The organism is Enterobacter cloacae subsp. cloacae ATCC 13047, assembly GCF_000025565.1.
Taxonomy (GTDB): Bacteria; Pseudomonadota; Gammaproteobacteria; order Enterobacterales; family Enterobacteriaceae; genus Enterobacter; species Enterobacter cloacae.
Genome location: NC_014121.1, coordinates 248,698 through 271,507, shown reverse-complemented (window position 1 = coordinate 271,507; position 22,810 = coordinate 248,698). Strand labels below are relative to the sequence as shown.

Here is a 22,810-nt window from a genome sequence, read left to right as displayed (position 1 = left end):
ATTCAATTTAACTTCAACTTATTGATTAATATGAATTTAAAGTTTTATTGCATGTTGAGTTGAATTTCGGAAATAAAAAAGGCACCCGAAGGTGCCTGATGTGAATAGCTGAAACGCTTTAGGATCGTTTTATGCAGAAGATTACTCCAGCGTCGGATTCATGTGACGCAGATCGTATGGCGTTATCTGGTAGACGTAATAGTTGAGCCAGTTGGTAAACAGCAAATTCCCGTGACTGCGCCAGGTGGCTCGCGGTTTGTTCTGGGGATCGTTTTTCGGGAAGTAGTTATACGGCACATCCGGATTGAGACCCGCTTCGACATCACGGAAATACTCTGCCGCGAGGGTGTGTGGATCGTATTCAGGATGGCCGGTTACAAAGGCAATACGCTTATCTTTGCTGGCAAACAGGTAAGCATCGCCATCTTCTGTTTCGGCCAGGATCTCCAGATCGGTGTAGTCACGAATCAGCTGCGCCGGGAAATCGGCGTAGCGCGAATGCGGGGCCAGGAACGAATCATCAAACCCGCGTGTCAGCAAGGCATGAGGGTGAAGAATGTGGTGTTCGTATACGCCGGAGAGTTTTTCGGTACGGGTTTGTTTGGGGATGCCGTAGAGGATATTCAGCGCAGCTTGTACTGCCCAACAGACAAACAGCGTGGACGTGACGTGATCTTTTGCCCACTCCAGTACCTGTTTGATCTGCGGCCAGTAGGCGACATCATTAAATTCTACCAGGCCCAGCGGCGCACCAGTGACAATCAGTCCGTCGAAGTTTTCCTCGCGGATATCGTCGAAGTTACAGTAGAAGTTATTCAAATGCTCAGAAGGCGTGTTACGCGACTCACGGGCATCGATCCGCAGCAGCTGAATATCCACCTGAAGCGGAGAGTTCGAAAGCAGGCGCAGGAACTGATTCTCTGTTTCGATCTTTTTCGGCATCAGATTAAGAATGAGCACCTTCAGGGGGCGAATTTCCTGACCTGTCGCGCGTGAAGTGGTCATCACAAAGACGTTTTCTTCACGTAAGAAATTGACGGCTGGTAGCTCGTCCTGCACCCGAATCGGCATAACCTTGTATCCTCACAGCATACGTATAAACGTTTAGACATCCAGACAGCCAACGATACCCAGAATTGGCGTGAATGTCGAGTCTGCAAGCTAAAGGTGAGAAAGTTTCAAGGAGAGGGAGAAAAACAAAAGCAAAAAACCCCGCACCTTACGGTACGGGGTTCTTCTTATTTAATGCCTGGCAGTTCCCTACTCTCACATGGGGAGACCCCACACTACCATCGGCGCTACGGCGTTTCACTTCTGAGTTCGGCATGGGGTCAGGTGGGACCACCGCGCTAAAGCCGCCAGGCAAATTCTGTTATCTGTATCAGGCTGAAAATCGTCTCTTCGCCAAAACATCTTCGGCGTTGTAAGGTTAAGCCTCACGGTTCATTAGTATCGGTTAGCTCAACGCATCGCTGCGCTTACACACCCGACCTATCAACGTCGTCGTCTTCAACGTTCCTTCAGGAGACTTTAAGTCTCAGGGAGAACTCATCTCGGGGCAAGTTTCGTGCTTAGATGCTTTCAGCACTTATCTCTTCCGCATTTAGCTACCGGGCAGTGCCATTGGCATGACAACCCGAACACCAGTGATGCGTCCACTCCGGTCCTCTCGTACTAGGAGCAGCCCCCCTCAATTCTCCAGCGCCCACGGCAGATAGGGACCGAACTGTCTCACGACGTTCTAAACCCAGCTCGCGTACCACTTTAAATGGCGAACAGCCATACCCTTGGGACCTACTTCAGCCCCAGGATGTGATGAGCCGACATCGAGGTGCCAAACACCGCCGTCGATATGAACTCTTGGGCGGTATCAGCCTGTTATCCCCGGAGTACCTTTTATCCGTTGAGCGATGGCCCTTCCATTCAGAACCACCGGATCACTATGACCTGCTTTCGCACCTGCTCGAGCCGTCACTCTCGCAGTCAAGCTAGCTTATGCCATTGCACTAACCTCCTGATGTCCGACCAGGATTAGCTAACCTTCGTGCTCCTCCGTTACTCTTTGGGAGGAGACCGCCCCAGTCAAACTACCCACCAGACACTGTCCGCAACCCGGATTACGGGTCTACGTTAGAACACCAGCCATTAAAGGGTGGTATTTCAAGGATGGCTCCACGCAGACTGGCGTCCACGCTTCAAAGCCTCCCACCTATCCTACACATCAAGGACCAGTGTTCAGTGTCAAGCTATAGTAAAGGTTCACGGGGTCTTTCCGTCTTGCCGCGGGTACACTGCATCTTCACAGCGAGTTCAATTTCACTGAGTCTCGGGTGGAGACAGCCTGGCCATCATTACGCCATTCGTGCAGGTCGGAACTTACCCGACAAGGAATTTCGCTACCTTAGGACCGTTATAGTTACGGCCGCCGTTTACCGGGGCTTCGATCAAGAGCTTCGCGTTACCGCTAACCCCATCAATTAACCTTCCGGCACCGGGCAGGCGTCACACCGTATACGTCCACTTTCGTGTTTGCACAGTGCTGTGTTTTTAATAAACAGTTGCAGCCAGCTGGTATCTTCGACTGATTTCAGCTCCACCCGCAGGGGCTTCACCTACATATCAGCGTGCCTTCTCCCGAAGTTACGGCACCATTTTGCCTAGTTCCTTCACCCGAGTTCTCTCAAGCGCCTTGGTATTCTCTACCTGACCACCTGTGTCGGTTTGGGGTACGATTTCGTGTTACCTGATGCTTAGAGGCTTTTCCTGGAAGCAGGGCATTTGTTACTTCAGCACCGTAGTGCCTCGTCATCACACCTCAGCGTTAAAAGGTACCGGATTTACCTGGAACCTCCGCCTACATGCTTAAACCGGGACAACCGTCGCCCGGCTAACATAGCCTTCTCCGTCCCCCCTTCGCAGTAACACCAAGTACAGGAATATTAACCTGTTTCCCATCGACTACGCCTTTCGGCCTCGCCTTAGGGGTCGACTCACCCTGCCCCGATTAACGTTGGACAGGAACCCTTGGTCTTCCGGCGAGCGGGCTTTTCACCCGCTTTATCGTTACTTATGTCAGCATTCGCACTTCTGATACCTCCAGCAACCCTCACAGGCCACCTTCAACGGCTTACAGAACGCTCCCCTACCCAACAACGCATAAGCGTCGCTGCCGCAGCTTCGGTGCATGGTTTAGCCCCGTTACATCTTCCGCGCAGGCCGACTCGACCAGTGAGCTATTACGCTTTCTTTAAATGATGGCTGCTTCTAAGCCAACATCCTGGCTGTCTGGGCCTTCCCACATCGTTTCCCACTTAACCATGACTTTGGGACCTTAGCTGGCGGTCTGGGTTGTTTCCCTCTTCACGACGGACGTTAGCACCCGCCGTGTGTCTCCCGTGATAACATTCTTCGGTATTCGTAGTTTGCATCGGGTTGGTAAGCCGGGATGGCCCCCTAGCCGAAACAGTGCTCTACCCCCGAAGATGAGTTCACGAGGCGCTACCTAAATAGCTTTCGGGGAGAACCAGCTATCTCCCGGTTTGATTGGCCTTTCACCCCCAGCCACAGGTCATCCGCTAATTTTTCAACATTAGTCGGTTCGGTCCTCCAGTTAGTGTTACCCAACCTTCAACCTGCCCATGGCTAGATCACCGGGTTTCGGGTCTATACCCTGCAACTTAACGCCCAGTTAAGACTCGGTTTCCCTTCGGCTCCCCTATACGGTTAACCTTGCTACAGAATATAAGTCGCTGACCCATTATACAAAAGGTACGCAGTCACACCACGAAGGTGCTCCCACTGCTTGTACGTACACGGTTTCAGGTTCTTTTTCACTCCCCTCGCCGGGGTTCTTTTCGCCTTTCCCTCACGGTACTGGTTCACTATCGGTCAGTCAGGAGTATTTAGCCTTGGAGGATGGTCCCCCCATATTCAGACAGGATACCACGTGTCCCGCCCTACTCTTCGAGTTCACAGCCTGTGTGTTTTCGTGTACGGGACTTTCACCCTGTACCGTGCGACTTTCCAGACGCTTCCACTAACACACAAGCTGATTCAGACTCTGGGCTGCTCCCCGTTCGCTCGCCGCTACTGGGGGAATCTCGGTTGATTTCTTTTCCTCGGGGTACTTAGATGTTTCAGTTCCCCCGGTTCGCCTCGTTAACCTATGTATTCAGTTAACGATAGTGTGACGAATCACACTGGGTTTCCCCATTCGGACATCGCCGGGTCAAGGGTTCATATCACCTCGCCGGCGCTTTTCGCAGATTAGCACGTCCTTCATCGCCTCTGACTGCCAGGGCATCCACCGTGTACGCTTAGTCGCTTAACCTCACAACCCGAAGATGTTTCACTTCTGATTGCGAAAATTTGAGAGACTCGAACACACATAACATGTGTGTCGTTTCAATTTTCAGCTTGATCCAGATTTTTAAAGAGCAAAATTTCACAATGCACTTAACAGTACATTTTGAAATTATTCATTTATCAAACAATCTGTGTGAGCACTACAAAGGCAGGTTCTTTAAGGTAAGGAGGTGATCCAACCGCAGGTTCCCCTACGGTTACCTTGTTACGACTTCACCCCAGTCATGAATCACAAAGTGGTAAGCGCCCTCCCGAAGGTTAAGCTACCTACTTCTTTTGCAACCCACTCCCATGGTGTGACGGGCGGTGTGTACAAGGCCCGGGAACGTATTCACCGTAGCATTCTGATCTACGATTACTAGCGATTCCGACTTCATGGAGTCGAGTTGCAGACTCCAATCCGGACTACGACGCACTTTATGAGGTCCGCTTGCTCTCGCGAGGTCGCTTCTCTTTGTATGCGCCATTGTAGCACGTGTGTAGCCCTGGTCGTAAGGGCCATGATGACTTGACGTCATCCCCACCTTCCTCCAGTTTATCACTGGCAGTCTCCTTTGAGTTCCCGGCCGGACCGCTGGCAACAAAGGATAAGGGTTGCGCTCGTTGCGGGACTTAACCCAACATTTCACAACACGAGCTGACGACAGCCATGCAGCACCTGTCTCACAGTTCCCGAAGGCACCAATCCATCTCTGGAAAGTTCTGTGGATGTCAAGACCAGGTAAGGTTCTTCGCGTTGCATCGAATTAAACCACATGCTCCACCGCTTGTGCGGGCCCCCGTCAATTCATTTGAGTTTTAACCTTGCGGCCGTACTCCCCAGGCGGTCGATTTAACGCGTTAGCCTCCGGAAGCCACGCCTCAAGGGCACAACCTCCCAAAATCGACATCGTTTACGGCGTGGACTACCAGGGTATCTAATCCTGTTTGCTCCCCACGCTTTCGCACCTGAGCGTCAGTCTTTGTCCAGGGGGCCGCCTTCGCCACCGGTATTCCTCCAGATCTCTACGCATTTCACCGCTACACCTGGAATTCTACCCCCCTCTACAAGACTCCAGCCTGCCAGTTTCGAATGCAGTTCCCAGGTTGAGCCCGGGGATTTCACATCCGACTTGACAGACCGCCTGCGTGCGCTTTACGCCCAGTAATTCCGATTAACGCTTGCACCCTCCGTATTACCGCGGCTGCTGGCACGGAGTTAGCCGGTGCTTCTTCTGCGGGTAACGTCAATTGCTGCGGTTATTAACCACAACACCTTCCTCCCCGCTGAAAGTACTTTACAACCCGAAGGCCTTCTTCATACACGCGGCATGGCTGCATCAGGCTTGCGCCCATTGTGCAATATTCCCCACTGCTGCCTCCCGTAGGAGTCTGGACCGTGTCTCAGTTCCAGTGTGGCTGGTCATCCTCTCAGACCAGCTAGGGATCGTCGCCTAGGTGAGCCGTTACCCCACCTACTAGCTAATCCCATCTGGGCACATCTGATGGCAAGAGGCCCGAAGGTCCCCCTCTTTGGTCTTGCGACATTATGCGGTATTAGCTACCGTTTCCAGTAGTTATCCCCCTCCATCAGGCAGTTTCCCAGACATTACTCACCCGTCCGCCACTCGTCACCCGAGAGCAAGCTCTCTGTGCTACCGTTCGACTTGCATGTGTTAGGCCTGCCGCCAGCGTTCAATCTGAGCCATGATCAAACTCTTCAATTTAAAAGTTTGATGCTCAATGAATTAAACTTCGTAATGAATTACGTGTTCACTCTTGAGACTTGGTATTCATTTTTTGTCCGAAGACATTAAGAATCCATGTCACTTTGAGTGCCCACACAGATTGTCTGATAAATTGTTAAAGAGCAGTTGCGACGCGCTTCAGCGCTCTGTCGCGAGGTGGCGTATATTACGCTTTCCTCTTTCAGAGTCAACCCTGAATTTCAGGATTTTTTCTCTTCAACCGACCGGGCTGTTTGTGAAGTGATTCACATCCGCCGTGTCGATGGAGGCGCATTATAGGGAGTTCCCGAGCGACCGCAACCGCTAAATGACAGAAAAATGACTGACTGCTGCATTCCCCAGCAAAACCCCGCCTTATACCTTTTTACACACAGAGTTATCCACAGCGATGCGAAAAAGTGAAAATTCGCGAGCGTTGCGCAAACGTTTTCGTTAAAATGCTCGCGCTTAACAAGGATGCCTCGTCAGGTGTGTTAGATGAGTTTTTCGCTGGAAAATTCATCTAACGCTCTCTGTAATCGTGAAATCCAGGGGATTTACCATGCAACAACGTCGTCCAGTCCGCCGCGCTCTGCTCAGTGTTTCTGATAAAGCCGGTATCGTCGAATTCGCTCAGGCACTTTCTGCACGTGGTGTAGAGCTGCTGTCCACAGGTGGTACCGCACGCCTGTTAGCAGATAAAGGTCTGCCGGTAACCGAAGTGTCCGATTACACCGGTTTCCCGGAAATGATGGATGGACGCGTCAAAACCCTGCACCCGAAAGTCCACGGCGGCATTCTGGGTCGTCGCGGTCAGGATGATGCCATTATGGAACAGCATGATATCGCGCCAATTGATATGGTTGTCGTTAACCTTTATCCGTTCGCCCAGACCGTGGCGCGTGAAGGCTGCTCTCTGGAAGACGCCGTAGAGAATATTGATATCGGCGGACCGACGATGGTGCGCTCCGCGGCCAAGAACCATAAAGATGTGGCCATTGTGGTGAAGAGCAGCGACTACTCCGCCATTATTAATGAAATGGATGCGAACGAAGGGTCACTGACTCTGGACACCCGTTTCGACCTCGCGATTAAAGCATTCGAACACACCGCCGCGTACGACAGCATGATCGCCAACTACTTCGGTAGCCTGGTGCCGGCTTACCACGGCGAAAGCAAAGATCCTTCCGGCCGCTTCCCACGCACGCTGAACCTGAACTTCATCAAGAAGCAGGATATGCGTTATGGCGAGAACAGCCACCAGCAGGCAGCCTTCTATATAGAAGAAGAGGTAAAAGAAGCTTCTGTCGCTACCGCACAGCAGGTTCAGGGCAAAGCACTCTCTTATAACAATATTGCCGATACCGATGCCGCACTGGAGTGTGTGAAAGAGTTCAATGAGCCTGCCTGCGTTATTGTGAAGCACGCGAACCCCTGCGGCGTAGCGGTCAGTACTTCTATCCTGGACGCTTACGATCGCGCCTATAAAACTGACCCAACCTCTGCCTTCGGCGGCATTATCGCGTTTAACCGTGAACTGGATGCCGAAACCGCACAGGCCATTATCTCTCGTCAGTTTGTTGAAGTGATCATCGCGCCATCTGCGTCTGAAGAAGCGCTGAAAATCACCGCCGCGAAACAGAACGTGCGCGTGCTGGTTTGCGGCCAGTGGGCAGAGCGCGTGCCGGGTCTTGATTTCAAACGTGTAAATGGTGGGCTGCTGGTTCAGGATCGCGATTTGGGCATGGTGACAGCCGCTGACCTGCGCGTCGTCACCAAACGGCAGCCAACCGAACAGGAACTGCGTGATGCGCTGTTCTGCTGGAAAGTGGCGAAGTTCGTGAAATCCAACGCCATTGTCTATGCCAAAGAGAACATGACCATCGGGATAGGTGCAGGCCAGATGAGCCGCGTTTACTCTGCGAAAATTGCCGGTATCAAAGCAGGCGACGAAGGCCTGGAAGTAAAAGGTTCTGCCATGGCGTCTGACGCCTTCTTCCCGTTCCGTGACGGTATTGATGCGGCCGCCGCTGTGGGTATCACCTGTGTGATCCAGCCTGGCGGTTCTATCCGTGACGACGAAGTCATTGCCGCTGCCGACGAACACGGCATTGCGATGATCTTCACCGATATGCGTCACTTCCGTCATTAATTCCCGGAGCAGAAAATGAAAGTATTAGTGATTGGTAACGGCGGGCGCGAGCACGCGCTGGCGTGGAAAGCGGCGCAGTCTCCGCTGGTTGAAACCGTTTTTGTGGCTCCGGGTAATGCGGGTACGGCGCTGGAACCTGCGCTGCAGAACGTCGCCATCGGCGTGACCGATATCCCCGCGTTGCTGAGCTTTGCCCAGAACGAGAAAATCGATCTCACCATCGTCGGCCCGGAAGCGCCACTGGTGATTGGCGTCGTTGACGCGTTCCGTGCTGCAGGGCTGAAAATCTTCGGCCCGACGGAAGGCGCAGCACAACTGGAAGGGTCTAAAGCCTTTACCAAGGATTTCCTTGCGCGTCATAACATCCCGACGGCGGAATACCAGAACTTCACCGAAGTCGAGCCCGCGCTGGCTTACTTACGTGAAAAAGGCGCGCCGATTGTGATTAAAGCCGACGGTCTGGCTGCCGGTAAAGGTGTTATCGTCGCGATGACGCTCGAAGAAGCCGAAGCAGCCGTACAGGATATGCTGGCAGGCAATGCCTTTGGCGACGCAGGCCACCGCATCGTGATCGAAGAGTTCCTTGATGGCGAAGAGGCGAGCTTTATCGTGATGGTGGATGGCGAACACGTTCTGCCGATGGCCACCAGCCAGGACCATAAGCGCGTGGGCAATGCGGATACCGGACCGAATACCGGCGGTATGGGCGCTTACTCTCCTGCCCCTGTGGTGACGGATGAAGTGCATCAGCGCACCATGGACCGTATCATCTGGCCAACCGTAAAAGGAATGGCCGCCGAGGGTAACACTTACACCGGTTTCCTCTATGCGGGCCTGATGATTGACAAGCAGGGCAATCCGAAGGTGATCGAATTTAACTGCCGCTTCGGCGATCCAGAAACTCAGCCCATCATGCTGCGCATGAAATCTGACCTGGTGGAACTGTGCCTGGCCGCATGCGACGGCAAGCTGGATGAGAAAACCTCAGAGTGGGACGAACGCGCGTCTCTGGGTGTGGTGATTGCTGCGGGGGGTTATCCTGGCCACTACAACACCGGAGATGAGATCCATGGCCTGCCGCTGGAAGAAACCGAAGGTGCCAAGGTGTTCCACGCCGGAACGAAACTGGCTGACGACGATCGCGTACTGACCAATGGTGGTCGCGTGCTGTGTGCCACCGCGCTGGGTCATACCGTTGCCGAAGCGCAGAAGCGCGCTTATGCCCTGATGGCGGATATCCACTGGAACGGTAGCTTTAGCCGTCAGGATATCGGCTATCGTGCGATTGCACGTGAGCAGGGGGAGTAATCCCCCCCTCATCCTAACCCTCTCCCTGAAGGGAGAGGGGATTTACGTCAAAAACTCTTTTCTGTCGGCTGCCAGGTGCAGAAATCTTCGTTCGCCACCAGCAACAGCTGAGAGCCTTCAGGCGCTTCAAGCCACGCCACACTCACTTCCATCGATGAATGACGCTGACGGCGCTGAATATGTTCGGTTGCCCAGGATTCAAGATCAGGTTTGACTGTCTGCCCTTCGCAGGTAGTGACCGTACCATCGGTATGCCAGCGCCCCTGGCGCAGCACCACGCGTCCCTGACGCAGCGCATCACTGGTCTGGCGGATTTGTCCGGCACGATAACGATAGAGAGCAACCTGATCGCTGGAGAGTTGCTGTTTTTGAGCGTTGACTTCACGCTGCATAAAACTCAGCTCGCCGTGGTCATCAAACCGCACTTTTACATGTTCGGGGGTTTTGCCGTAGATATTGAGTTCGATGAATGACAGGTCGTCTCCCTGCCAGCGATACTCTGCGGTCGATGTATTGCCGTTATGCCACGGGCTAAAAGCGGAAAGCAGATGCACTTCACCGCCAGAATCTTTACGCCAGATCCTCACCGCTCCCTGGTTGTCAGCGTAACCGCTGGCGGTAAACGGTGGTAAAGAGGTGTCATGGCTACAGGCGGAAAGCAGTAACACGCCCGCCAGCGCGAGCGCGCCACGCCAGAATGACAAAAGGGGCGTTGCCGCCCCTTCGTTAAAACTGTTCACTGCCACGCGTCTTACTTAACTGCGTCTTTCAGTGCTTTACCAGAAACAAATGCCGGCACGTTAGCTGCGGCGATTTTGATTTCTTTACCGGTCTGCGGGTTGCGGCCAGTACGCTCAGCGCGGTGGTTCACTTTGAAGGTACCGAAACCAACCAGTTGTACAGCATCGCCTTCTTTCAGAGACTCAGTAATAGCAGCCAGGGTAGATTCCAGAGCAGCTTTAGCCTGCACTTTAGACAGATCAGCCTTGTCCGCAATTACATCAATCAGTTGAGTCTTGTTCATAAGTTATCCTTTCAATGTGTTTATCGCTTGCTAAGCATCGAGTGCGACGAAAATGCCAAAATAGCACTCTCCTGCATACACGCACCGATAGCCACTTTTTTTCGCCCCCCAAATGTAGACCAGACGGGGGGCAGAAGGGAAGAGTCGAGGTGCGACAAAACAGGCGTTAAATCACGTTTTGTTGTCTCATTGGTTAAAAATTATACCAATATTACTCTCGCCGGCCTCACGCAAGTCCGCACGCAGCCCTTTTATCAGCTCAATATCGCGTTCTTCACACTCTGCCAGCAGGCGGAAAATCTCCCACTGAATATCCCATTCCTGTTCAACAGCAGGGTTAGCCCGCAGCTCTTCGTCGGTCATTTCACGGCCTGCCTGGGTCATTTCGAGCATTGCTACGGTCGTAATGGATGCCTTACTGACTTCAATAGCGTGCTCCAGCGTTTCACCGCTCAGACGAGAGTGAATCAGTTCGCTTAACGCTACGCAGGCATCAATTGCCGGATAGACACCGTACAGATCAAAATCATCCGCCACCGGAATAGCCTCTTCGAGTTTTTCCAGCTGAGAGTCGAAGTTCACCTTTGCGTCTTTGACCGTCAGCGTTTCCCAGATGAGGTCGAGGATCCGGCGATAAATATGGCCATCACCAAACTCCGTCTGCTTGCAGAACGCGGCGTAGTTCGGATACATGCGCTCGCACAGGCAAGCCATAAAGGTGACGTGCTGCCAGCTTTCCAGCTTCTCAAGGCGCAGGTGAATCGGGTTTTGTAGCATGATGAGATCTCGAATCGAAAATTAGTCGCAGTTTACCTGATTCATCACTGAATTTCCTGCCAACGAACAAAAGCCGGACGAGCAGAGGCCACCGCATCTGCCCAACGCGTGGGCTCAGGTAACCGGTAACCCTTCATACAACGCTGCACCCAGGCCAGGGCGCTGTCCATGCTCACACGGTGCCCGGTTGCGATAAACAGCGGGTTACAGCGCGCTTTACTGCGCCAGACCCATGCCAGCTGCTCACCCTTATCAATAAGCGGCGCCAGCGCGCCCGGCTCGGCGGAGAGCGGCTCAAATGCACCGCACAGGCGTTTTTTGGCCACACCGATGGTGGGTACATCCACCAGCAGACCAAAGTGGCTGGCAACGCCTAAGCGACGCGGATGAGAGATACCGTGTCCATCAACAAACAGCAGATCGGGTTTTTGTGAGAGTTGCTCCCACGCTGCGAGCAGCGCGGGGTATTCACGGAAGGAGAGAAAGCCCGGTATGTACGGCATGGTGGTGGCGATACGCGCCACTTTGTACTCCACCAGCTCAAGTGAGGGGTACTTCAGCAGCACCATCGCCGCCCGCGTCACTTCACCGCCCTGCTCAAACCCGACATCCGCACCGCCTATATACTGCGGGGGATCCTTATCCAGACGATCCTCGCGGATCACGGATGAAGCCAGTTCTATCTGTTGAGCGCGTAATGACGCGAGATCCATAACCACTCCTTATTTGTGATATTGCGCAGAAAGTCGGTGCACCGCCTCCACAAACGCGCCAGCGTGCTCTGGCGGAACGTCCTGATGGATACCGTGCCCGAGGTTAAACACGTGCCCTTCCCCCTGGCCAAAGCCAGCCAGAATAGACGCCACCTCTTCTTCAATACGGGCAGGCTGCGCGTAGAGCATGGACGGATCCATATTGCCCTGCAGCGCCACTTTGTCACCCACGCGACGGCGCGCGTCGGCGATATCGGTGGTCCAGTCGAGACCCAGCGCATCGCAGCCGGTCGCCGCCATGGCTTCCAGCCACTGGCCGCCGCCTTTGGTGAACAGCGTGACCGGCACACGGCGGCCTTCATTTTCACGCAGCAGGCCATCAACGATTTTGTGCATGTAGTAGAGCGAAAATTGCTGATAATCGCGCCCGGTCAGCACGCCGCCCCAGGTATCGAAAATCATCACCGACTGCGCACCCGCTTTGATCTGCGCGTTCAGATAGAGGGTGACGCTTTTCGCCAGCTTATCGAGTAGCGCATGCAGGGCCAGCGGCTCTGCATACATCATCTTTTTGATCACGGTAAAGGCTTTACTGCTGCCGCCTTCAACCATATAGGTCGCCAGCGTCCACGGACTGCCGGAGAAGCCAATCAGCGGGACTTCGCCTTTCAGTTCGCGACGAATGGTGCGCACGGCATTCATCACATAGCCCAGCTCCTGCTCAGGATCGGGAACGGGCAGCTTATCAACATCCGCTTTGCTTTTGATTGTTGAAGTGAAACGCGGGCCTTCGCCGGTTTCGAAATAGAGCCCAAGGCCCATCGCATCCGGAATGGTCAGAATGTCCGAAAAGAGAATGGCGGCATCCAGCGGGAAGCGGCGCAGCGGCTGGAGCGTGACTTCACACGCCAGCTCGGCATTTTTGCACAGCGACATAAAATCGCCCGCCTGCGCACGCGTGGCTTTGTACTCTGGCAAATAGCGTCCCGCCTGGCGCATCATCCACACCGGGGTGACATCAACGGGCTGGCGCAGCAGCGCACGCAGATAACGATCGTTTTTCAGTTCGGTCATTTTTGCAGTTCCTTAAGCGTCATGGCCTCAGTGTAACATGTCACTCAGCATCAGCCCGACACATTGCTACGGTATCTTCTATCAGCCGACGGGCGACGGTGCCTGGTGGTGGCAGCAGCGGCAAATCGTCATAACGATACCAGTTCGCCTCCAGCAACTCTTTCTGGTCGATGACAATCTCGCCGCTGTCATAATCGGCCATAAAGGCCGTCATCAGCGACTGCGGGAACGGCCACGGCTGGGAGGTAACATAGCGCAGGTTTTTAACCTTAATCCCGCTCTCTTCCATCACTTCACGCGCCACCGCCTGTTCCAGCGTTTCGCCCACCTCGACGAACCCGGCCAGCACGGTATGAATGCCGTTGCGATGACGGGTATGCTGCGCCAGCAGGATGGAATCGTCACGACGGATAGCGACGATAATGCACGGCGCAATTTGCGGGTAGTAGCGCTCACGGCAGTGGCTGCAGAGCATCGCCCACTCGGTTTTACTGGGGTGCATGGTATGACCACAGTAGCCGCAGTACTTATGCGAACGGTAAAACTCAGCCAGCTGCACGCCCCGGCCCGCCAGCTGGAACAGGCCCACATCCTGATCCAGCACCTGACGAACCGATCCCATGTCATTGCGGCGTGGCTGTTGGATCAACCACACGGGTTCACCCTGCCATTCCCCGATCTTCAGCGCGGGCAGGCCGACAAGATCGAATTTTTCTGCTGCGCCATAGGGTATTTCCCCGGCAGGCAACCATAATTTTTGTTCGTGACTGACGATCCACCAACCCAGATCTGATTTTTCAATAATACGATCCATATCTATTGCACTACCTTCGCTTCACTGACATGTTGTTAGCATTGTGGTTACATTTTGGATAAGCAGATTCAATTCTCAACCTTGCGGAGTCAACCATGTTAAACCAGCTAGAGAGCCTGACTGAGCGCGTTAGAGGAAGTAACAAACTGGTGGATCGCTGGCTACATGTGCGCAAGCATCTACTCGTGGCTTATTACAATCTGGTCGGTATTAAGCCTGGCAAAGAATCGTTTATGCGGTTGAATGAAAAAGCGCTGGATGATTTTTGTCAGAGCCTGGTCGACTATCTGTCCGACGGCCATTTCAATATTTATGAACGCATTATCCGCGAAATGGAAGGGACTACACCGTATTTAGCAGCCAGCAAACTCTATCCGCTGCTGGAAGCTAACACCCAGCAGATCATGGATTACTACGATTCCACGCTTGAGAACGCTATCGATCACGATAACTATCTTGAGTTTCAGCAGGCGCTTTCCGACCTCGGCGAAGCGCTGGAAGAGCGATTCACGCTGGAAGATAAGCTGATCGCCCTCGCCCTGGATCACGGCCTGGATGTGAGCCACGAAGATAACGTCGCGCGACCTGCTTGAGTTCTTAATCGTTAACGAGTAATTTACAACCATTCGCCCCTCTGCGGAGGGGGATTTTTCTTGTCGGAGTGCCCAGTGTGCAAGCACGGGCTGAGACCGTTAATTCGGGATCCGCGGAACCTGATCAGGCTAATACCTGCGAAGGGAACAAGAGTCACACTGCTGTTGTATCGCCCCCAGGGCGATCCTCTCTTGCTTCATCCGTCGTCTGACAAGCCATGTCCTTCACTTTTGGAATGAGCTATGTCTACAACAAAACTGACCCGCCGCGAACAGCGCGCACAAGCCCAACACTTCATCGACACTCTGGAAGGCACCGCTTTCCCGAACTCAAAACGCATTTACATCACCGGTTCACAGGCGGATATCCGCGTGCCAATGCGTGAAATCCAGCTTAGCCCGACCCTTATCGGTGGCAGCAAAGCGCACCCGCAGTATGAAGATAACGAAGCCGTTCCGGTGTATGACACTTCCGGTCCGTACGGCGATCCTGCGGTTGCCATTAACGTTCAGCAGGGGCTGCCGAAATTGCGCCAGCCGTGGATTGACGCGCGTAACGACTGCGAAGAGCTCTCTGACCGCAGCTCGGCGTACACCAAAGCGCGTCTGGCGGACGATGGTCTTGATGAGCTGCGCTTCGCCGGGTTGCTGACGCCGAAACGCGCGAAAGCGGGTAAATGCGTTACCCAGCTGCACTATGCCCGCCAGGGCATCGTTACGCCGGAGATGGAGTTTATCGCCATTCGTGAAAACATGGGTCGCGAGCGTATCCGCAGCGAGGTGTTACGCCACCAGCATCCGGGTGAAGGCTTCGGGGCACGTCTGCCGGAAAACATCACGCCGCAGTTTGTGCGTGATGAAGTGGCCGCTGGCCGCGCGATTATCCCTGCCAACATCAATCACCCGGAATCTGAACCAATGATCATTGGCCGCAACTTCCTGGTGAAGGTCAACGCCAATATCGGCAACTCAGCCGTGACCTCCTCCATTGAAGAAGAGGTGGAAAAACTGGTCTGGTCGACACGCTGGGGCGCGGACACGGTGATGGATCTCTCCACCGGGCGTTACATCCACGAAACCCGCGAGTGGATCCTGCGCAATAGCCCGGTGCCTATCGGAACGGTGCCCGTTTATCAGGCACTGGAGAAGGTGAACGGTATTGCCGAAGACCTCACCTGGGAAGCCTTCCGCGACACGCTGCTGGAGCAGGCTGAACAGGGAGTCGACTACTTCACCATTCACGCGGGCGTGCTGCTGCGCTACGTGCCGATGACGGCGAAGCGTCTGACCGGTATTGTCTCGCGCGGCGGCTCTATCATGGCCAAATGGTGCCTGTCGCACCATAAAGAAAACTTCCTCTACGAACACTTCCGCGAGATCTGTGAAATCTGTGCCGCGTACGATGTCTCCCTGTCGCTGGGCGACGGCCTGCGTCCGGGCTCCATTCGTGATGCCAACGACGAAGCGCAGTTTGCCGAACTACATACCCTGGGTGAGCTGACCAAAATCGCCTGGGAGTATGACGTGCAGGTGATGATTGAAGGCCCGGGACACGTGCCAATGCAGATGATCCGCCGCAACATGACCGAAGAGCTGGAGCACTGCCACGAAGCGCCGTTCTATACCCTGGGGCCGTTGACCACGGATATCGCTCCGGGCTATGACCACTTCACCTCCGGGATTGGTGCGGCGATGATCGGCTGGTTCGGCTGCGCCATGCTCTGCTATGTGACGCCGAAAGAGCACCTCGGCCTGCCCAACAAAGAGGATGTGAAGCAGGGGCTGATCACCTACAAAATCGCCGCTCACGCCGCGGATCTGGCCAAAGGCCACCCTGGCGCGCAAATCCGCGACAACGCCATGTCGAAGGCGCGCTTTGAATTCCGCTGGGAAGACCAGTTCAACCTGGCGCTCGATCCTTTCACTGCCCGCGCGTATCACGATGAAACCCTGCCGCAGGAGTCGGGCAAAGTGGCGCATTTCTGCTCCATGTGCGGGCCAAAATTCTGCTCGATGAAAATCAGCCAGGAAGTCCGTGACTACGCCGCCACGCAAACCATTGAAGTGGGCATGGCGGATATGTCAAAAACCTTCCGCGCGAAGGGCGGCGAAATCTACCTCAAAAAAGAGGAGGCGTAATGTATCAGCCTGATTTCCCTTGCGTTCCCTTCCGTTTAGGGCTCTATCCTGTGGTGGACAGCGTGGCGTGGATTGAACGCCTGCTGGCGTGCGGCGTTCGCACAATCCAGCTGCGCATTAAGGATAAACGTGATGACGAGGTGGAGGCCGATGTGGTCGCCGCCATCGCACTGGGGCGTCGCTACGACGCGCGCCTGTTTATCAACGACTACTGGCGACTGGCCGTTAAGCACCAGGCGTACGGTGTGCATCTGGGTCAGGAGGACCTGGAAACAACGGACCTGAGCGCTATCCGGGACGCTGGATTAAGACTGGGGGTGTCAACACACGACGACATGGAGATCGACGTGGCGCTGGCGGCTCGCCCTTCGTACATCGCACTTGGCCATGTTTTTCCGACGCAGACCAAACAGATGCCCTCTGCCCCACAGGGGCTGACGCAGCTGGCGGCGCACGTTAAACGCCTTGCCGATTACCCTACCGTCGCGATCGGTGGGATCAGCCTGGAACGCGCTCCTGCCGTGCTGGATACCGGTGTCGGCAGTATCGCTGTCGTCAGCGCCATTACCCAGGCGGCAGACTGGCAGGCCGCCACCGCACAGCTGTTAAAGCTGGCAGGAGCAGGCGATGAATGATCGTGATTTTATGCGCTACAGCCGCCAGATCCTGCTGGAGGATATCGCCATTGACGGGCAGCAAAAGCTGCTCGCCAGCCGGGTCCTGATTGTTGGTCTGGGCGGATTAGGCGCTCCTGCCGCGCTCTATCTGGCAGGCGCGGGCGTGGGCACGCTGGTTCTGGCCGATGATGACGAGGTACATATCAGTAACCTGCAGCGACAAATCCTCTTCACCACGGAGGATGTTAACCAGCCCAAAGCGCAAATCACCCGCAAAAGGCTGAAGCAGTTGAACCCGGACATCACGCTCATCGCGCACCAGGAGCGGCTCCACGGCGACACTCTGCAGCGCGAAGTCGCCCTTGCTGATGCGGTGCTGGACTGCACCGACAATATGGCGACCCGCCAGGCCATTAACGCCGCCTGCGTGGCACAGAATACGCCACTTATCACCGCCAGTGCGGTCGGTTTCGGCGGGCAGATGATGGTGCTGACCCCGCCCTGGGCGCAGGGCTGTTATCGCTGCCTGTGGCCGGATGATGCCGAGCCGGAGCGCAACTGCCGCACCGCGGGCATACTGGGCCCGGTGGTGGGCGTGATGGGAACCCTGCAGGCGCTGGAAGCCATTAAATTGCTCAGCGGTATGGAAACAGAGCGCAATACGCTGCGGCTGTTTGATGCCCGCTCCAGCGGCTGGCGTCATCTGGCACTGCACCGCGCCAGCCACTGTCCGGTGTGCGGAGGCCGCAATGCGCATTCTGTTTAATGATGAGCCGATGAAATGCGATGACGGTCTCACCGTTGCCGCGCTGCTCGAGAAGCTGCGCCAGCTCAAGCCGGGAACGGCGCTGGCGCTTAATCAACAGATCCTGCCGCGTGAGCAGTGGGAACATCAGCAGGTGAGCGAAGGCGACCAGATCCTGCTGTTTCAGGTTATCGCCGGGGGCTGAGATGTTACGTATTGCTGATAAAGTCTTTGATTCACATCTGTTTACCGGGACCGGAAAATTCGCCTCGCCGCAGCTGATGGTGGATGCCATCCGTGAAAGCGGCAGCCAGCTGGTGACGCTGGCGCTCAAGCGCGTCGATCTGCGCCATCACAGCGACGCCATTCTGGCACCATTGCTGGATGCTGGCGTTACCCTGCTGCCCAATACCTCCGGTGCGAAAACGGCTGAAGAGGCGATTTTTGCGGCTCAGCTGGCCCGTGAAGCGCTGGGTACCCACTGGCTGAAACTGGAAATACATCCGGATGCGCGCTGGCTGTTGCCCGACCCCATCGAAACGTTAAAAGCGGCCGAAAAGCTGGTGCAGCAAGGCTTTACCGTTCTGCCCTACTGCGGGGCCGATCCCGTGCTGTGTAAACGGCTGGAAGAGGTCGGCTGCGCTGCCGTCATGCCGCTGGGCGCTCCAATTGGTTCTAATCAGGGCCTGGAGACCCGCGCCATGCTGGAGATCATCATTGAGCAAGCCACCGTGCCGGTGGTGGTGGATGCAGGCATTGGCGTGCCCAGCCATGCCGCCCAGGCGCTGGAGATGGGAGCAAGTGCCGTGCTGGTGAACACAGCCATTGCGGTCGCCGACGACCCCATCAGGATGGCCCGTGCGTTCCGCATGGCCGTGGAGGCTGGCTTGCTGGCACGAGAGTCTGGCCCGGGAACGCGCAGTTTTCAGGCACAGGCCACCAGCCCGTTGACCGGCTTTCTGGAGGCGCTCTCATGACCACCTTTACCGACCGCTGGCGGCAGCTTAACTGGGACGATATTGCCCTGCGTATCAACAGTAAAACGCAGGCTGACGTGGAGCGCGCCTTACAAGCCCGTCACCTGTCCCGCGACGATATGATGGCCCTGCTCTCTCCGGCGGCGAGCACCTTTCTTGAGCCGATGGCCCAGCGCGCTCAGAGGCTCACCCGCCAGCGTTTTGGCAACACGGTGAGCTTTTACGTACCGCTCTACCTCTCTAACCTGTGCGCGAATAACTGCACCTACTGCGGCTTCTCCATGAGCAACCGCATCAAGCGGAAAACACTCGATGAGAGCGAAATCGCCCGTGAGTGTGCCGCCATCCGTGAAATGGGTTTTGAGCATCTCCTGCTGGTCACGGGTGAACATCAGAGCAAAGTCGGGATGGACTATTTTCGACAGCACCTTCCGGCCATTCGCCGTCAGTTCGCGTCGCTACAGATGGAGGTTCAGCCCCTGTCGCAGGAGGAATACGCGGAGCTTAAAACCCTCGGGCTGGACGGAGTGATGGTGTATCAGGAAACCTACCACGAGGCGACGTATGCCCGGCATCACCTGAAGGGAAAGAAACAGGATTTCTTCTTCCGGCTGGAGACCCCGGACAGACTGGGCCGGGCCGGGATCGACAAAATCGGTCTGGGTGCGCTGATTGGGCTGTCAGATAGCTGGCGAGTGGATTGCTACATGGTAGCGGAACACCTGCTATGGCTGCAGCAGCACTACTGGCAAAGCCGTTACTCCATCTCTTTCCCACGCTTGCGGCCATGTACGGGAGGTGTTGAACCCGCCTCGGTAATGGACGAACGTCAGCTGGTCCAGGCCATCTGTGCGTTTCGCCTGCTTGCCCCGGAGGTTGAATTATCCCTCTCGACGCGTGAATCTCCTGCGTTTCGTGACCGCGTGATCCCGCTTGCGATTAACAACGTCAGTGCGTTCTCCAAAACGCAGCCAGGGGGCTATGCCGATGACCATCCGGAGCTGGAACAATTTGCGCCACATGATAGTCGACGGCCAGAAGCGGTTGCCGCCGCCCTGACCGCGCAGGGGTTACAACCGGTCTGGAAAGACTGGGATAGTTGGCTGGGAAGAGCCTCGCAAATGCGTTGAAACGCACTGCAAGCCGTTAAAAAATTGTCGAGGCGCTCTGGAGAGTCACAACCGGACGATTGTCATCTATCGTCCGGTTTTTTATTGTCATGCCGTCAGCAACGGAAGCTGACCAGGGCGAAAAGCTTCTTCCTCGTTTCGCCCTGCCTCTGATTCATTGCACACGCCGCCCGCCAGAGGAATGAGTATTTTCTTAATGGTTCTTAAGATAAATCATCTCATCTGAAACTGTGTTCCGTATAATTCACAGCTAACCGCAGGACAGCGACTATGCTGAGAGGATATCGGCAGACGAAAAAACTCACCATCAGGATTGATGTACAACTCATGGCACTTCACAGCAGAAAGCTCTCTTTTACCCGACCCATTATGCTCAGCTTTGCGGGGATCCTGTGCAGTTTTGCGCTGATCGCGGTCGTGGTTACCCTTTCACAACAAAAAGATTTTCTTGAGGATTATCATAAGATTAATGGTAACTTCACCCACAACCTGGCGGTGAACTACACCGAATCTATCCTGCGTGAAAACGACTATATCCTTGGGCGTTCGGCGCTCTATTTTGCACGCAACGACACGCTGAACGAGATGCTGAACGTCAATCCGTCGCAGGGTTTACAGATGTTGATGCATCTACAGAACCTGATGCCGACCGTCTCTTCCATTTCTCTGACAGACACCCAGGGCCGTTATCTGCGCGCGCCGGAGGTACTTCCCACGGAAAAGAGCAAAACCTTCGATCCCCGGACGCGTCCATGGTTCATCGCCCAGGCGGAAGCCAGCATCTTCAGCCACTATACCCGCCCCTACATGGACTATTTTACCGGGCATCCCACGGTCACTCTTTATAAGCCGTTGATTTCGCCGGAAGGACGGCTCAAGGGTACAATAGCATTTCATCTCGATTTGACCTCCATGGGGTTTACCCTTCGTCAGATGGTAGCGCCTGTACAAGGGGAATTCTTTGTTGTCGAACGCGACGGTGCCGTGGTGCTTCATCCTGATCCGGGCGCACTCTTCAAGCAGTACGTGAGCGAAGCGCTGATGGACAAAATGACCAGCAGCGAAGGCCATCTGTATGATAAGAAAACCAAAGCCTGGTATTACTACTACTCCTTCACCAACCCGGACTGGTTTGTCATCTACCGGGTTTCGGGCGCAACGCTCACCGACATTACCCGCCATGAGACCACTATCGTCGGCTGGGGTTTTGCGCTGGCGGCCATCATTATCATCCTCTTCGGTCTGTACCTGCGCCATGAGTCGCGTACCGTGCTGATGACGATTATCAACGCCATCAAAACCGGCGACGTCAACCAGGCTCCGCGTCTGGAAGCGATGCTTAGCCATACCATCCAGTCCAATAAAGCGCGTGAGATGGCCTATGTGCGCCAGGCCACCCATGATGCACTCACCGGCTGCAAAAACCGCCGGGCATTTGATAGCGATGTAGATGAGCTACTCAGTGCCCACCAGCCTTTCGCCCTGGCGCTGATTGACATCGACAACTTTAAATCGATTAACGACACCTGGGGTCACCTGAGCGGTGATATTGTCCTGCGTAACGTGGCGCGTGAAGGGATCCAGATAATGCAGCCGCATAACGTCTCGGTTTACCGCTACGGTGGAGAAGAGTTCGCAGTGATTTTCCAGGCTGACCAGATCGCTAGCGCATTCTCGTTACTGGACGCGTGGCGTACCGCCGTTGAAAAACGCCTCTGGCGGGAAGAAAACCTGCGGGTAACGTTCAGTGCCGGTCTGGGAGAGTGGCATTTCGAACCGCTGGAAGAACTGGTGGGGAGCGTAGATAACGCCCTCTACAGCGCGAAACAACAGGGAAAAAACCGCATTATTCGAACGTCCGTCGGCTGATTTTCGCTGCCCGGCGCAAAATTGTAACCGGTTTCAGAAAAATGCCGATTTCTTTGTGATGCCTGACACACAATCACCGTAAAGCGGTTGTTGAAGCAGTCTGCACGGGATAATTATCAATAAACACATGTAGATCGAGGCTGATTATGAAGAACATCGTTTTATGCTGTGCAGCGGGAATGTCAACGAGCATGCTGGTTCAACGTATGAAAGACGCCGCGCAGAAAAAAGGGGTTGAAGTCACCATTAAAGCCGTTCCGGTCGCGGAATTTAAAGACAACATCGCGACGGCCGACATCGTATTACTGGGGCCACAGGTTAAATACGAGCAGGCGAAACTTCAGGCCCAGGCCGAGCCGCTGGGTAAAAAGGTCGCGGTGATCGACATGATGGATTACGGCATGATGAAAGGTGATGCCGTACTGGAAAAAGCGCTCAAACTGCTGGAGTCATAATGGAAGACTTAGAAACGACAATCATGGAACTGCTGGTCAACGCGGGTGCGGCGCGCAGTGCTGCCCTGACGGCATTACAGATGGCGCGTAAAGGTGACTTTGACGAAGCCGAAAAGGCGATGGAAGAGTCGCGCGAGTATGTGAAGCATGCGCACACCATCCAGACACAGCTTATTGGTCTTGATGAAGGCACCGGGAAGCTTCCTGTTAACCTGATTACCGTCCATTCTCAGGATCACCTGATGAACGCGATGGTCATCCAGGATCTGGCGGGCGATATGATTGAGCTTTATCGACGCATCCCGTTGCTAAATTAAAAGCTACAGCTGTAAAAAAACCCGCCGAGGCGGGT

At 54.8% G+C, this 22,810-nt stretch carries 19 protein-coding genes, 3 rRNA genes and 1 riboswitch; of the genes, 12 read left to right on the top strand and 10 right to left on the bottom strand.

Annotated features, from left to right (window positions below):
• Nucleotides 1-141: 141 nt before the first annotated feature.
• The 4 genes from metA to ECL_RS01285 form a co-directional block, all read right to left on the bottom strand.
• Entirely contained in the window at nucleotides 142-1,071 is a 930-nt protein-coding gene (metA, locus tag ECL_RS01300; RefSeq protein WP_013095021.1) for a homoserine O-acetyltransferase MetA, read from the bottom strand.
• A 176-nt stretch (nucleotides 1,072-1,247) separates the two neighbouring features.
• Nucleotides 1,248-1,363 (bottom strand): 5S ribosomal RNA (gene rrf, locus ECL_RS01295).
• Between the two features lie 62 nt (nucleotides 1,364-1,425).
• Nucleotides 1,426-4,330, bottom strand: a 23S ribosomal RNA gene (locus tag ECL_RS01290).
• A gap of 198 nt (nucleotides 4,331-4,528) precedes the next feature.
• Nucleotides 4,529-6,071, bottom strand: a 16S ribosomal RNA gene (locus ECL_RS01285).
• The 16S, 23S and 5S rRNA genes sit together here, the layout of an rRNA operon.
• 562 nt (nucleotides 6,072-6,633) lie before the next feature.
• On the opposite strand from ECL_RS01285, the gene purH reads away from it, so the two are divergent.
• Together purH and purD are read left to right on the top strand one after the other, a co-directional pair.
• Nucleotides 6,634-8,223 (top strand): bifunctional phosphoribosylaminoimidazolecarboxamide formyltransferase/IMP cyclohydrolase, encoded by a 1,590-nt coding sequence (purH, locus tag ECL_RS01280; RefSeq protein ID WP_013095020.1) that lies wholly within the window; start codon nucleotides 6,634-6,636, stop codon nucleotides 8,221-8,223.
• 15 nt (nucleotides 8,224-8,238) lie between these two features.
• The gene (gene purD / locus ECL_RS01275; protein ID WP_013095019.1) at nucleotides 8,239-9,531 is read left to right on the top strand and encodes a phosphoribosylamine--glycine ligase; all 1,293 of its coding nucleotides are present in this window, start codon (nucleotides 8,239-8,241) and stop codon (nucleotides 9,529-9,531) included.
• A 47-nt stretch (nucleotides 9,532-9,578) separates the two neighbouring features.
• On the opposite strand, the gene ECL_RS01270 is transcribed toward purD, so the two are convergent.
• From ECL_RS01270 to nudC, 6 genes are all read right to left on the bottom strand, one after another.
• Nucleotides 9,579-10,271, bottom strand: coding sequence for a DUF1481 domain-containing protein (locus ECL_RS01270; protein WP_044159086.1), 693 nt, complete (start codon nucleotides 10,269-10,271; stop codon nucleotides 9,579-9,581).
• Nucleotides 10,272-10,282: 11 nt separating this feature from the next.
• Nucleotides 10,283-10,555, bottom strand: a complete 273-nt coding sequence (hupA, locus tag ECL_RS01265; RefSeq protein WP_002445246.1) for a nucleoid-associated protein HU-alpha — start codon at nucleotides 10,553-10,555, stop codon at nucleotides 10,283-10,285.
• Between the two features lie 186 nt (nucleotides 10,556-10,741).
• Entirely contained in the window at nucleotides 10,742-11,332 is a 591-nt protein-coding gene (locus ECL_RS01260) for a YjaG family protein (RefSeq protein ID WP_013095017.1), read from the bottom strand.
• A gap of 44 nt (nucleotides 11,333-11,376) precedes the next feature.
• Complete coding sequence (nfi, locus tag ECL_RS01255) at nucleotides 11,377-12,045, bottom strand: deoxyribonuclease V (protein WP_013095016.1); 669 nt, start codon at nucleotides 12,043-12,045, stop codon at nucleotides 11,377-11,379.
• A gap of 9 nt (nucleotides 12,046-12,054) precedes the next feature.
• On the bottom strand, nucleotides 12,055-13,119 hold the full coding sequence (gene hemE / locus ECL_RS01250) for a uroporphyrinogen decarboxylase (RefSeq protein WP_013095015.1): 1,065 nt from the start codon (nucleotides 13,117-13,119) through the stop codon (nucleotides 12,055-12,057).
• A 40-nt stretch (nucleotides 13,120-13,159) separates the two neighbouring features.
• On the bottom strand, nucleotides 13,160-13,933 hold the full coding sequence (nudC, locus tag ECL_RS01245) for an NAD(+) diphosphatase (protein WP_013095014.1): 774 nt from the start codon (nucleotides 13,931-13,933) through the stop codon (nucleotides 13,160-13,162).
• Nucleotides 13,934-14,028: 95 nt separating this feature from the next.
• Here nudC and ECL_RS01240 point away from each other — a divergent pair, with 95 nt between their 5' ends.
• The 10 genes from ECL_RS01240 to ECL_RS01195 all read left to right on the top strand — a co-directional run bounded on the left by ECL_RS01240 (nucleotide 14,029) and on the right by ECL_RS01195 (nucleotide 22,775).
• Nucleotides 14,029-14,526 carry an Rsd/AlgQ family anti-sigma factor gene (locus ECL_RS01240; protein WP_013095013.1) on the top strand — a complete coding sequence of 166 codons (498 nt, stop codon included), beginning with the start codon at nucleotides 14,029-14,031 and terminating at the stop codon, nucleotides 14,524-14,526.
• A gap of 54 nt (nucleotides 14,527-14,580) precedes the next feature.
• Nucleotides 14,581-14,690, top strand: a riboswitch (TPP riboswitch).
• A gap of 79 nt (nucleotides 14,691-14,769) precedes the next feature.
• The gene (gene thiC, locus ECL_RS01235; RefSeq protein ID WP_013095012.1) at nucleotides 14,770-16,665 is read left to right on the top strand and encodes a phosphomethylpyrimidine synthase ThiC; all 1,896 of its coding nucleotides are present in this window, start codon (nucleotides 14,770-14,772) and stop codon (nucleotides 16,663-16,665) included.
• Complete coding sequence (gene thiE / locus ECL_RS01230; RefSeq protein WP_013095011.1) at nucleotides 16,665-17,300, top strand: thiamine phosphate synthase; 636 nt, start codon at nucleotides 16,665-16,667, stop codon at nucleotides 17,298-17,300. Before thiC ends, thiE begins: the two co-directional genes overlap by 1 nt.
• Nucleotides 17,293-18,048, top strand: a complete 756-nt coding sequence (locus ECL_RS01225; protein WP_013095010.1) for a HesA/MoeB/ThiF family protein — start codon at nucleotides 17,293-17,295, stop codon at nucleotides 18,046-18,048. Before thiE ends, ECL_RS01225 begins: the two co-directional genes overlap by 8 nt.
• Complete coding sequence (gene thiS / locus ECL_RS01220) at nucleotides 18,032-18,232, top strand: sulfur carrier protein ThiS (protein WP_013095009.1); 201 nt, start codon at nucleotides 18,032-18,034, stop codon at nucleotides 18,230-18,232. Before ECL_RS01225 ends, thiS begins: the two co-directional genes overlap by 17 nt.
• 1 nt (nucleotide 18,233) lies before the next feature.
• Nucleotides 18,234-19,004, top strand: coding sequence for a thiazole synthase (gene thiG / locus ECL_RS01215; protein ID WP_013095008.1), 771 nt, complete (start codon nucleotides 18,234-18,236; stop codon nucleotides 19,002-19,004).
• Nucleotides 19,001-20,134, top strand: coding sequence for a 2-iminoacetate synthase ThiH (thiH, locus tag ECL_RS01210; protein ID WP_013095007.1), 1,134 nt, complete (start codon nucleotides 19,001-19,003; stop codon nucleotides 20,132-20,134). The genes thiG and thiH overlap by 4 nt, the downstream gene beginning before the upstream one ends.
• A 327-nt stretch (nucleotides 20,135-20,461) precedes the next feature.
• Nucleotides 20,462-22,003, top strand: a complete 1,542-nt coding sequence (locus ECL_RS01205; protein ID WP_044159596.1) for a sensor domain-containing diguanylate cyclase — start codon at nucleotides 20,462-20,464, stop codon at nucleotides 22,001-22,003.
• Nucleotides 22,004-22,149: 146 nt separating this feature from the next.
• Nucleotides 22,150-22,458, top strand: a complete 309-nt coding sequence (locus ECL_RS01200; RefSeq protein WP_023334100.1) for a PTS sugar transporter subunit IIB — start codon at nucleotides 22,150-22,152, stop codon at nucleotides 22,456-22,458.
• Nucleotides 22,458-22,775 carry a PTS lactose/cellobiose transporter subunit IIA gene (locus tag ECL_RS01195; protein ID WP_013095004.1) on the top strand — a complete coding sequence of 106 codons (318 nt, stop codon included), beginning with the start codon at nucleotides 22,458-22,460 and terminating at the stop codon, nucleotides 22,773-22,775. Before ECL_RS01200 ends, ECL_RS01195 begins: the two co-directional genes overlap by 1 nt.
• The last annotated feature ends 35 nt before the right edge of the window (nucleotides 22,776-22,810 follow it).